Source organism: Amycolatopsis sp. NPDC051903 (genome assembly GCF_044452505.1).
Taxonomy (GTDB): Bacteria; Actinomycetota; Actinomycetes; order Mycobacteriales; family Pseudonocardiaceae; genus Amycolatopsis.
The window spans coordinates 102,288-113,449 of sequence record NZ_JBITBT010000030.1 but is presented as its reverse complement, the minus strand read 5'-3'; the positions used below and the strand labels follow the sequence as shown (position 1 = coordinate 113,449).

The window sequence follows — 11,162 nt, the reverse complement described above, 5'->3', positions numbered from 1 at the left end:
ACGAAGCGGCCGAACTGGTCGGCGGCGGCTACGGCGCCGGCGCCCACTGACTTCCCGATTTTCGAACCACCCGAAGGAGAAACCCATGGCCAACAACGCGTCTGTCGCGAAGCTCGACCTGCGGGGATCGCCCTGCACGCCCGCACGTTCCGCATGGCCGGCGTGACCCTGCTCGTCCGAAAGATGGAGGTCATGGCCGGCGCACGCAGGCAATCCGGCGAGTGTCCTCAGCCCGCGAGCTCAGCGGGCGACGCGGACCAGCCCGATCTTGGCGGCCGGCCGCGTGATCCGGCCCTGGACGAGGCGATCGTCCTCGCCACCCGTGAGCGGTTGGTCCGGGACGGCTACGCCGAGCTGACCATCAGCGACATCGCGGCCGATGCCAAGGTCACGCGCCGCACGCTGCATCGGCGGTGGCGCACCAAGTTCGACCTCGTCGTCGACGCCCTCGACTACGGTTTCCGCAAACAGTGCGACCTGTCCACGGCCGACCTGAGCGGCCTGGAGCCCCGTGCCGCGTTCGTGGAAGCCATCCGCCGCATCGACCCCGCCTGCTACAGCCCCGGCGCCATGGTGCTGATGGGTGATTTCGCGGGCGAGACCATCCGCACGCCCGAGCTGGCCGAGATCCTGCGCAAGCACGCGGTCGAGCCCCGCGTCGGGTTCGTCGAGAAGGTGCTGACGCAGCTGCAGGAACGTCGCGCGGTCGGCGACGGCATCGACGTCCACACCATCGCGACCCTGTGCTTCGGCGCCTACTTCCCGCCGTTCTACCGCGGCGAGGTGGCCGAGGACATCCCGGAGAGCGCGGCGGCCGTCCTGTGGCCGGCAATCGTGGCGAACACCACGACTTAGCGGTGGGCCCGGTTTCGCGCTCGGCGGCGACTTGATTGGGACCATATAGTCCAGTAAGGTTCGGTCGCCGAAGTGCGACCGGCTGACTGCTCGCGCTCGGTGCCGACAGGAACCGGGTCCGGACTGAAGGCCGTCCGGCAAGGTGAGTGCTCCACGAAAGATCAGGCCGGACCGGTGCCGTCGAACGGTTCCCCACTCCGAACCGGGATCGAAGAAGCAGCCAGTCCAGCATCCAGCAGGAGGAAATCATGAGGACCGTCGCGCCTCGCCCGATCGCAACGCGGCCCTATCCCACGCGCGCTTCCACGAAGGGCGCGGCGTTGCTTCGGTTGATGCGGACGACGGACCACAAGCAGATCGGTGTGATGTACCTCGTCACGGCGTTCGCCTTCTTCATGATGGGCGGCGCGATGGCGATGCTGATCCGCACGGAGCTGGCCCGGCCCGGGCTCCAGTTCCTGTCTCAGGAGCAGTACAACCAGCTGTTCACGATGCACGGCACGATCATGCTGCTGATGTACGCGACCCCGGTCCTGTTCGGGTTCGCGAACTTCGTGCTGCCGCTGCAGATCGGTTCGCCCGACGTCGCGTTCCCGCGGCTCAACGCGTTCTCCTACTGGCTCTACCTCTCGGGCAGCCTGATCGTCGTCTCGGGGTTCCTGACGCCGGGTGGCGCGGCCGAATTCGGCTGGACGGCTTACACACCGCTGTCCGAGGCCGCCCACACTCCAGGCCCTGGCACGGACATGTGGATCGCCGGCCTCATCGTGTCCGGTCTGGGCACGATCCTCGGTGCGGTCAACATGATCACCACCGTGGTCTGCCTGCGCGCGCCGGGCATGACAATGTACCGGATGCCCATCTTCACCTGGAACATCCTCATCACCAGCATCCTGATCCTCGTCGCTTTCCCGATCCTCACGGCCGCGTTCTTCGGCCTGGAGGCCGATCGCCGCTTGGGCGCGCACGTGTTCGACCCCGCGAACGGCGGGGTGATCCTGTGGCAGCACCTGTTCTGGTTCTTCGGCCACCCCGAGGTGTACATCATCGCGCTCCCGTTCTTCGGGATCGTGTCCGAGGTCTTCCCGGTGTTCAGCCGCAAACCCCTCTACGGGTACAAGGGATTGATCTTCGCGACCCTCGCGATCGCCGCGCTCAGCGTCTCCGTGTGGGCGCACCACCTCTACGCCACCGGCGCCGTGCTGCTGCCCTTCTTCTCCTTCATGACCTTCCTGATCGCGGTCCCGACCGGCGTGAAGTTCTTCAACTGGATCGGCACGATGTGGAAGGGCCAGCTGTCCTTCGAGACACCGATGATCTTCGCTGTCGGCTTCCTGGTCACGTTCCTCCTCGGCGGCCTGACCGGCGTCCTGCTGGCCGCCCCGGCCATCGACTTCCACGTGTCGGACAGCTACTTCGTGGTCGCGCACTTCCACTACGTGCTCTACGGCACGATCGCCTTCGCGACCTTCGCCGGCATCTACTTCTGGTTCCCGAAGATCACCGGCCGGATGATGGACGAAAAGCTCGGCAAGTGGCACTTCTGGACCACGTTCATCGGTTTCCACGGCACCTTCCTCGTCCAGCACTGGCTCGGCGCCGAGGGCATGCCCCGCCGCTACGCCGACTACCTCACCTCCGACGGGTTCACCACCCTGAACACGATCTCCACGATCGGCGCCTACATCCTGGGCGCCTCCACGCTGCCGTTCATCTGGAACGTGTTCAAGAGCTACCGCTACGGCGAAATCGTCACCGTCGACGACCCCTGGGGCTACGGCAACTCCCTCGAATGGGCCACCTCCTGCCCCCCGCCGCGGCACAACTTCACCGAACTGCCCCGCATCCGCTCCGAACGCCCCGCGTTCGAACTGCACTACCCCCACATGATCGAACGCATGCACACCGAAGGCGAAATCGGCTTCTTCGGCAAACCCCGCCACGTCGCGGCGCCGTCGCAGAAACTCGTGGACGCCACCATGCCCGGCGACCACAGCACGGACAACGCAGGCGAGCACTAGCTTCGTGCTCCGCCCCCGGTGGAAGGACTGTCGTCCGCGTGGCCGGTGACCGGGCGGTCACCGGCCACGCGGACGGGCGGCACAGAACCGGCGACCGTCGCCGAGGCCTCAGGCCTGGAAACCGCGGATGTAGTCGATCGCCATGTCGAGTGCGATGCGCATCGGCTTGACGTCGTGCTCCGTCTGCGCCAGCAGGTATCCGCCTTCGAGGGCCCCCATCAGGCCGATGGCGAGGCGTTCGGGGTCGGCGTCACGGCGCAATTTGCCCGCGTCGCGCATCCGCCGCAGACCGTCCGCGATCAGGCCCAGCCAGGTCTCGAAGTGGCCGGCCAGTGCGGACCGGGCCCGCTCGTTCTGGTCGGAAAGCTCACTCGCGAGCGAGCCGAGCTGGCAGCCATAGGCTCCGTTGCGGAGCGCGTTCCGCTGGATGATCGCATCGCGCCAGCGCTCGAGCCCGCGGATCGAATTCAGCCGGCGCAGCTGTTCGCCCTGCGCGGTCAGCAGGTCCTGAGCCTGGTATTCGATGACGTCCTGGACCAGTGCGTCCTTGTCGGCGTAGTGGTGGTAGAGCTGTGACTTGCTGGTACTGCTCGCCGCGCGGACATCGTCGAGCGTGGTGGCGGCCACGCCTTTGACCGTCATGAGGTCCACGGCAGCCCGCAGAATCCGAGCCCGGGTCGCCTCGCCGCGCGCCGTCAGCCGGACAGGCTTCACTGTGCTCTCCGGTTCCACCACCGCGACAGGCTATCGTACCGGCGCGTAGCACGACCTCACATGATGCGACCCGACCGTCCGAGCCCAGGTCAGACGTCCTTCTCAGCTCATCCGCGGCCCAGCGAGATCGACACCTGGCGGGCCAGCTCGGGCACGACCTCGGCGGTGAACCAGGAGTTCTTCGCGTGCCAGCCGTAGTTCAGGGGCGACGGGTGCACCAGCGGGAACTCGGCCGGGAGGTATTCCCCATAGGACTGAACGGTCTGGGTGAGGTTCGCCTTGGCGCGGTTCGCGAGGTAGAACCGCTGCGCGTACGCGCCGATGAGCACGCGGAGAGTGATGTCGGGCATCGCGGCGAAGAGCCGCGGGTGCCACCGTGGCGCGAAATCCTTGCGCGGAGGCAGATCACCCGTCTTTCCCTTGCCGGGGAAGTAGAAATCCATTGGCACGATGGCGAACAGCGCGGGGTCGTAGAACTCCTCGTCGCGGACCCCGAGCCACGAGCGCAGGCGCACCCCGCTGGCGTCGTCCCACGGGATACCGCTCTCCTGGGCGCGCCAGCCCGGCGCCTGGCCGATGATCGCGATCCGCGCGGCGGGGGACCCGGCCCACACGGGGCGGTAGCCGAGCTCGCGTGCCCACGCGTTGGACGGGTCGGACGTCAGCTCGTCCACGACTGCACGCAAGACGTTGGTCAACTGCACTCCTGGTTCGCGGCGGGGAAGGCTGGGCACCACTTTAGATGGACTATGTGGTCCATCGACGCAGGGGGCGACGAGAGCGCTGCCGCGCTGGGGAGCGCTGTCGGGCTAGGCCAGGCTCGGATCCAGCCACGGACCTTCGGGCAGTTCCGGGAGCGAGAACCGCTCGTCGAACGAGCACAGTGGCAGGCGTTCGCCGAGGACGCGCAACACGACGGACCCGAGGACCGCCGCAAAGAGCGAACCGGCGAGAACACCCACCTTGGCCTGCTGCTGCAAGCCGGGGTCGGTGAAGGCGAGACCGGTGATGAACAACGCGATCGTGAAGCCGATGCCGGCCAGGATGGCGCCGCCGATGAGGTGGCCGTAGCGGACGCGGCCCGGCAGGTTGCCCAGTCCCGTTCGGAGCGCGATTCCCGCCCCGAGCGAGATGCCGACCGTGTTGCCGACGATGAGGCCGACCGCGACGCCGAGGGTCACGGTGGAGGACGCCGCCGTCCGCAGCGTGGTGCTGTCGAGCTGCACGCCGGCGTTCGCCAGGCCGAACACGGGGATGATCACGTACGCGCTGATCGGGTGCAGAATGGCCTGCAGCCGTTCGTTCGCCGACAGCGTCGCCTTCATCGCGGTGGTGGCGAGCCGCACTCGCACGGCATCCGCGCGCTCGATCACGGCGCGCCCGTAGAGGCGGAGGCGCTCGCGGGTGTGACCGTCGACCGCGCCGGCCGGCACGATCAATCCGATGAGCACACCGGCCAGCGTCGGGTGGACCCCGGACGCGTCGACTGCCGCCCACAACCCGACACCGACGACGAGGTAGGGCGTCAACCGCCACACGCCGAGCCAGCGCAGGCCGAGCAGCGCCAGGATCAGCACCGCGGCGACAACGAGCGCCGGCACGGACACGTGGTGTGTGTAGAACACCGCCATCACCGTGATCGCGCCGATGTCGTCGCCGATCGCGAGCGTGAGCAAGAACAGCCGCAGCTGGTCCGGGCAGCGCGGGCCGAACAGCGCCAGCACTCCGATGAGGAACGCCGTGTCGCTCGACATCGGAATGCCCCAGCCGACCGCGGCGGCGCCGGAACTGTTGAACAGGAAGTAGATGATCGCGGGCAGCGCCAGGCCACCGAGCGCGCCGCAGGCCGGGACCACGATCGAGCGGACGTCGTGCAGCTCGCCGACGGACACCTCGCGGCTGATCTCCAGCCCCACCACGGCGAAGAACACGACCATGGCAACGTCGTTCACCCAGTCACGAAGGTTCAGCGAGAAGTGTGCGGTGCCGACTTCCACGCCGGCGTGGGTTCCCCAGAACGCGTCGTAGTTGACCCCGGCCACGTTCGCCCACACGAGTGCGGCCACGGTTGCGGCGAGGAGCAGGACGGCGCTGCCGGCTTCGGTGGCCAAGAACCGGCGGAATCCCGCGGACACGTACGGCAGCGGCACGTTCATCTGGCGGGTCGTCGACGGCAGCCGGGGGAGGAGCCCCTCGTTGAATCGGCTCGAGTCGACTTTCACGGGCCGAGTATGCCTGACGTACCGGCGGCTTGGTTGTGTACCGTCCATCGGACTGGGCGTCAGCCCGGGAACTTCTACAGCTGTTTTGCGGTGACACTGTCCGGAGTGGACCGTCCTGGCACGGAGGGATCGCACGTGGCGACACGGAGTGATATCGACCTGGACCGGCACGTGTACGGCGATCCGTCAGCTCGCGTGACCGTGGTGGAATACGGCGATTTCGAGTGTCCGTACTGCGCTGCGGCGGCGCCCGAGTTGCGCAAGCTGATCGACAGCTCGGACGGCTCGATCCGCCTGGTGTTCCGTCATTTTCCGATCTTCACGGTTCACCCGTACGCGCTCACGGCCGCTCTCGCCGCCGAGGCATCGGGTGAGTTGTTCTGGGAGATGCACGACTTGCTGCTCACCCATCAGAGCAAGCTGACGGACGTCCACCTCCGGACCTACGCGGCCCGCATCGGGGCCGGCGACGTCACGGGCGAGGCCGTGCAGCGGTTCCGCCCGGCCGTCGTGGCCGACTACACCTCCGGTGCCGAACTGGACGTCCGGGGAACACCGACGCTGTTCATCGACGGTCACGCGTACCGGGGCCGGGTCAGCTACCAAGCGCTCCGATCGGCAGTGCGCCTGCCCTCCTGACCCGGGGCCTCAGCCGAAGCGGCTTCAGGATCGCTCAGCACTCACTGAGCACGCAAAGAGTGGACCTTCCAGTTCGGTACCTGGGCCGGTCGCCTCAGCGATCGACGACGCGGCCCCGATCGTCGCCGTGAGGACGCCCGGGCGAACGAACCCGGAACCGGTTTCGATCCTCCGCAGGTCGGGGCGTAGGCGCAACCAGTGAAGAGCTGCACAATCGCGCCGGCAGGTCTATGGTCCGACGTGCGGGCGACATGACCTGGGACACCCCGCTTGCCTCCTGTCGACCCCTGACTGGACTAAATAGTTCTCTTTGGTGCATGATGGGCGCGCCAGGGAACGAAGCTGCGTCGCGCGCACTCAGTGGCGCTTGAACGACCGGACTTCGTCGTAGGAACGCAAGAAGGGCTACCACGGTGAGTGAGCAGCTGGGCTTCACGCCGAGTTCGCCGGTTACCGGCCTGCCCCTGAAGCTGGCCTCGGCCGTCATCACCGCCGATGGCAGCGGGTTCCGCGACCTCGACCACCTCCTGCCGCTCGAGCTCTCGATCAGTGCGCAGGTGCTGGGCGACATCGAAATCATGCTCGCCACAACGCACGAACACGCAGAAGGCCCCACCAGTTCCACGGAAGAAGGCCCGGCAGCACCGCGGTGCGAGCTGCACATCAACTCGATCTTGCTGAGTTCGATGCCCGACGTTCTTCACCTCGCCGGCCGGAGCCACGGTTCGCACCCCGACGAAGCCGGCGCGCGGTCGTACACGCTGACGTTGAGCTTCTCCGGCGGGAGCGCGACCGAGATGGTCTGGAGCACGACGTTCGAGGTGCCCCGTTCACCAGCGGTTGACTCGCGATGGCACCTGACCGTGCCGTTCAGCCACTCGCTGATGCCGGCGACCCTGCCGCCCCGCGCTCCGTGAGATGAGAGGGCCGTCATCCACCACGCCGTGCGCACGAGGTGCCGGCCGTTGTGTCGAGCACGGACACCCCATGTCGAAAACGTGTCGTTTCAGACCCGTCCATCCCTCGCCGGCTGAGTGAAAAATTCATGCTGGCCTGGTCGAAGAAATATTGGGAGAAACAAGTGGATGCCGAAATGGATGTGCAGCGAAACGGCGACAGTGGCTCGTATGACGCGGTGATCGACGGGCAGGTTGTCGGCATGATCGTGTATCAACTCCCGGGCGGTGGCCGGCGCGTGACGTTCAGTCATACGATTGTCGACCCTGAGTTTCGTGGGCGTGGGGTGGCGACCCGGCTGGTGAAGAACGCGTTGGATGATCTGCGGGCGCGGGAGTTGACGCTCACCAATTACTGCACGTTCGTGGCGGATTACATCGCTGATCATCCGGAGTACAAGGAGCTGGTCGACGCTCGTTTCCCGGGCAGTGCGGTCGTGCCTGATCGTGCGCCGCGGGAGCGCGCCAGTTGACGGTCCGTGCGGACGTTGAGTAGACGGCGAGGCAGGGGAGTGTGGAGATGGTTCAACGGTCGCATTCGGTCGATATCGACGGTGCGGTGATTCGGACCGCGCGCGTGGAGTTGGCTCCGTGGACGATGTCCGATGCCGAAGCGGCTCTGGGCATTTTCGGTGACGGGGAGGTCGCTCGGTGGCTGGCGCCGGCGATGGATCAGGTGCCGGACCTGGCGGCCATGGCGGACCTGGTTTCCGGGTGGGTCGCCGATGGTGCGGCCCTGGAGGCGCCGCTCGGCCGGTGGAAGGTCACTGATCTCGCCACCGGGCGCGTCGTGGGTGCGGTTTCCCTGTTGCCGTTGCCTCCGGACGACATCGATTCCGAGATCGGTGTCCAGATCGCGCGGCGCTGGTGGGGGAGCGGGTACGCCGGCGAAGCCGGTGACGCGCTCGCGCACTACGCGTTCGGCGCCGGTGCCGATGAGATCTTCGCCGTGTCGCGTCCGGCGAACCGGCGCGCGGCGGCGGCTGCGCGGCGGATGGGGATGGACTGGGTCGGGCAAACCGAAAAGTACTACGACACGAGGCTCGACGTGTTCCGGCTGCGCCGGTACGACCTGGACGTACCGGCGGTCGCGGCTCCGCCGGACACCGCACAGGCGGGCGAACCCACTGACCTCTGACCGATTCCTGCCGGCGCCCGTCCACAACACCTTGGAGGAGACATGACCACGCCTGGAAACCTTCCCGATCGATGCGGCACCTTCACGATCGGCGGCCACGCGATCACCCGGCTAGGACTCGGGACCGCTCAGATGAGCGAGTCCGGTGTCTGGAGCCATCCGGAAGACGCCGCCGAAGCGGCCCGTGTTCTCCGAGCGGCGGTCGATCTCGGGGTGAATCTCATCGACATCGCCGAGACGTCGGGACCGTTCGACTACGAAGAACTCATCGTGCGGGCACTGAGTCCGTTTCCCGAAGACCTGCTGCTGATGATCAAGGGCGGACTTCTTCGCTCGCCGGACGGGCAGTGGGAACCGGTACCGCGGCCCTCGTTCCTCCGCAAACAGATTGAGACGCGGCTGTGGTACCTGAAGCTCAACCGCGTGCCGTTGTTCCAATTGCACGGGTTCAGTCCGAATTCCCCTATTTCTGATCAGATCGGCCTGCTCACTGATATGCAGCGGGAAGGAAAGATCGGGCAGATCGGATTGGCGGAGGTGACCCTGGGCGAACTGGAGGAGGCGAGAAAGTTCGCGGAGATCGCGACAGTCCAGGCTGAATACAATCTCATCGACCGCGCGGCCGACCCGTTGCTGAACTACGCGGAAGCGGCCAACATCGGGTTCATCCCCTGGCTTCCGCTGGCGACCGGTGCGCTGGCGAGCCAGGAGGGCCCTCTGGCAGAGATGGCGCGACGGCGTGACGTCACGCCGGCGCAGCTCGCACTGGCCTGGCTCTTGAAGCGCTCGCCTGCGATTCTCCCCACGCCCGGCACACTGAGCGTCCAACACCTGAACGACAACGTGTCCGCAGTGGACATTCCGCTGACCGCGGTCGAAGTCGATGAGCTCAACCGGTTGACAGCCAAACCGTGATCGGAGTCTTCCGGCAAAGGCGTTCGGCGAGCTCGTTCGGAAAATGCTGGCAGTCAGTACGTGGAGGACGCTCAGCGTGGCGAGTTCAGAGGTCGCCCTGCCGAAGCCGGTGGGCTTTCCCCTCCGGTCTGCCCAAGGTCGACGGATCCTGATCGCGACCGTCCTCGGCTCCAGCATCGCGGGTATCGACTCCAGCGTCGTGAACGTCGCCCTCCCCGACATCGGCCGGGACTTCGGCGCGGACTTCGCGTCGCTGCAGTGGACCGTGACCGGGTACACGCTCAGCCTCGCCTCGCTCATCCTGCTGGGAGGCGGGCTCGGAGACCGGTACGGCCGCCGGCGGATCTTTCTCGTCGGCGTCGCGATTTTCACCTTCGCCTCGGTACTGTGCGCCGTCGTCCCCGACGTCGGGAGTCTCATCGGCGCGCGCATCCTGCAAGGCATCGGCGGCGCGTTGATGGCACCCGCGAGCATGGCCATCCTGCAGGCCACGATCGCGCCTGATGACCGGCCGAAGGCGATCGGAACCTGGTCCGGGTTCGCCGGAATCGCGGGCGTTCTCGCGCCGTTCGTCGGCGGGTGGCTGCTGTCGATCAGTTCGTGGCGCTGGATCTTCCTGATCAACGTGCCGGTCGCCGTCATCGTGCTGCTGGTGAGCGTGCGCCACATCCCGGAGACCCGCGATGACGAATCGTCCAGGATGGACTGGGGCGGCTCGGCTCTGGCCGTCCTGACGTTCGCCGCGGCGACGTACGCCTTGACTGCGATACCGGCGGATCCCGCGGAACCGTGGGCGTGGGCGAGCGCGGTCGTCGCCGGTGCGGCGGCGACGGGGTTCGTCTGGTACGAACGGCGCACGGCATCGCCGATGGTGCCGTCGTCGCACCTGAAGTCCAGGCCGTTCGTCACGATCAACGTGCTGACCTTCATCGTCTACGGTGCGTTCGGCGTGTTCTCCCTGATCTTCACGATCGCACTGGAGACCGTCTCCGGGTACAGCCCCGTCAAAGCCGGCAGCGCTCTCTTGCCGATCACGATCATCAGCCTCGTTTTGTCCCGCTCCAGTGGCAAACTCGCGGCGCGGATCGGGCCCGGACTGCAGCTGACCGTCGGCCCCGCGTTGTGCGGCGTGGCCGCGCTGATGGCGTTGCAGCTCAGTCCGGACGCGGGCTACTGGAGTGTGGTGATCCCGGTCGAGTGCGTGTTCGGCCTCGGTACCGCCACGATGGTGACCCCCTTGACGGCCGTCGCGCTGTCGTCCCTGCCGGGCAAGCGCGCCGGTGTCGCGTCCGCGGTCAACAACGCGGTCGCGCGCAGCGCCGGCTTGTTGTGGATCGCGGCGCTTCCGCCGCTCGCCGGGCTCACCGGTGCCTCGTACACCCGATCCGACGCGTTCCTGCCCGGCTTTCGGCTGACCTGCCTCATCTGCGCCGTTGCCTTGTTCGTCTCCAGCGCTTTCGCCGCCGCGAGTTTCCGCAGCCACGCTCCGTGCGACCGGCACCTCTTGTTCGCCCACCCCTTGCTGCACCCACTGTGTCGGTGACGGTGAGTCATTCGGGTTGTGTCTCTCGACCTTGGTGGCGAAAACGCGCAAACCGGTGGTAAGAGCTGCGACTGCCTCGTCGCCAAGCAGGTAGCAGTGCAGTGACGACGGTGGCGTGGTCTTCCCAACGCGCCCGGGGGGATCTGTCTCCCATTCCTT

Annotated in this window: 12 protein-coding genes; 9 read left to right on the top strand and 3 right to left on the bottom strand. The window is 67.0% G+C overall.

The window, feature by feature from the left end; all coding sequences use genetic code 11:
* Both ACIA77_RS39340 and ctaD read left to right on the top strand, forming a co-directional pair.
* Positions 1 to 855 (top strand): TetR/AcrR family transcriptional regulator (locus ACIA77_RS39340; protein ID WP_395891219.1); only part of this gene is annotated, 855 nt, incomplete at its 5' end.
* A gap of 248 nt (positions 856 to 1,103) precedes the next feature.
* Positions 1,104 to 2,876 (top strand): cytochrome c oxidase subunit I, encoded by a 1,773-nt coding sequence (gene ctaD, locus ACIA77_RS39335; protein WP_395891218.1) that lies wholly within the window; start codon positions 1,104 to 1,106, stop codon positions 2,874 to 2,876.
* Between the two features lie 108 nt (positions 2,877 to 2,984).
* Here ctaD and ACIA77_RS39330 read toward each other — a convergent pair whose 3' ends face one another.
* The 3 genes from ACIA77_RS39330 to nhaA all read right to left on the bottom strand — a co-directional run bounded on the left by ACIA77_RS39330 (position 2,985) and on the right by nhaA (position 5,812).
* Positions 2,985 to 3,611, bottom strand: coding sequence for a TetR/AcrR family transcriptional regulator (locus ACIA77_RS39330; protein ID WP_395891217.1), 627 nt, complete (start codon positions 3,609 to 3,611; stop codon positions 2,985 to 2,987).
* A gap of 86 nt (positions 3,612 to 3,697) precedes the next feature.
* Positions 3,698 to 4,288: a uracil-DNA glycosylase family protein gene (locus ACIA77_RS39325; protein WP_395891216.1), complete on the bottom strand. Its 591-nt coding sequence runs from the start codon at positions 4,286 to 4,288 to the stop codon at positions 3,698 to 3,700.
* 111 nt (positions 4,289 to 4,399) lie between these two features.
* On the bottom strand, positions 4,400 to 5,812 hold the full coding sequence (gene nhaA / locus ACIA77_RS39320) for a Na+/H+ antiporter NhaA (RefSeq protein WP_395891215.1): 1,413 nt from the start codon (positions 5,810 to 5,812) through the stop codon (positions 4,400 to 4,402).
* Positions 5,813 to 5,947: 135 nt separating this feature from the next.
* Between nhaA and ACIA77_RS39315 the strand changes: the two genes are divergently transcribed.
* The 7 genes from ACIA77_RS39315 to ACIA77_RS39285 all read left to right on the top strand — a co-directional run bounded on the left by ACIA77_RS39315 (position 5,948) and on the right by ACIA77_RS39285 (position 11,003).
* Positions 5,948 to 6,451, top strand: coding sequence for a DsbA family protein (locus tag ACIA77_RS39315; protein ID WP_395891214.1), 504 nt, complete (start codon positions 5,948 to 5,950; stop codon positions 6,449 to 6,451).
* Positions 6,452 to 6,864: 413 nt separating this feature from the next.
* Positions 6,865 to 7,368, top strand: coding sequence for a hypothetical protein (locus ACIA77_RS39310; protein WP_395891213.1), 504 nt, complete (start codon positions 6,865 to 6,867; stop codon positions 7,366 to 7,368).
* Between the two features lie 27 nt (positions 7,369 to 7,395).
* Complete coding sequence (locus ACIA77_RS39305) at positions 7,396 to 7,485, top strand: Ada metal-binding domain-containing protein (RefSeq protein WP_395891212.1); 90 nt, start codon at positions 7,396 to 7,398, stop codon at positions 7,483 to 7,485.
* An 11-nt stretch (positions 7,486 to 7,496) separates the two neighbouring features.
* Complete coding sequence (locus ACIA77_RS39300; protein WP_395891210.1) at positions 7,497 to 7,880, top strand: GNAT family N-acetyltransferase; 384 nt, start codon at positions 7,497 to 7,499, stop codon at positions 7,878 to 7,880.
* Between the two features lie 86 nt (positions 7,881 to 7,966).
* Positions 7,967 to 8,545, top strand: coding sequence for a GNAT family N-acetyltransferase (locus tag ACIA77_RS39295; RefSeq protein WP_395891209.1), 579 nt, complete (start codon positions 7,967 to 7,969; stop codon positions 8,543 to 8,545).
* A 42-nt stretch (positions 8,546 to 8,587) separates the two neighbouring features.
* Complete coding sequence (locus tag ACIA77_RS39290; protein WP_395891208.1) at positions 8,588 to 9,460, top strand: aldo/keto reductase; 873 nt, start codon at positions 8,588 to 8,590, stop codon at positions 9,458 to 9,460.
* Between the two features lie 76 nt (positions 9,461 to 9,536).
* A complete protein-coding gene (locus tag ACIA77_RS39285) occupies positions 9,537 to 11,003 on the top strand; it encodes a DHA2 family efflux MFS transporter permease subunit (protein WP_395891207.1) in 1,467 nt (488 codons plus the stop codon).
* The last annotated feature ends 159 nt before the right edge of the window (positions 11,004 to 11,162 follow it).

What these genes read in the sequence shown, in the direction of transcription:
- ctaD (WP_395891218.1), top strand. Translation starts at nt 1,104, where the DNA reads ATGAGGACCGTCGCGCCTCGCCCGATCGCAACGCGGCCCTATCCCACG.
- ACIA77_RS39300 (WP_395891210.1), top strand. Translation starts at nt 7,497, where the DNA reads ATGCTGGCCTGGTCGAAGAAATATTGGGAGAAACAAGTGGATGCCGAA.
- ACIA77_RS39290 (WP_395891208.1), top strand. Translation starts at nt 8,588, where the DNA reads ATGACCACGCCTGGAAACCTTCCCGATCGATGCGGCACCTTCACGATC.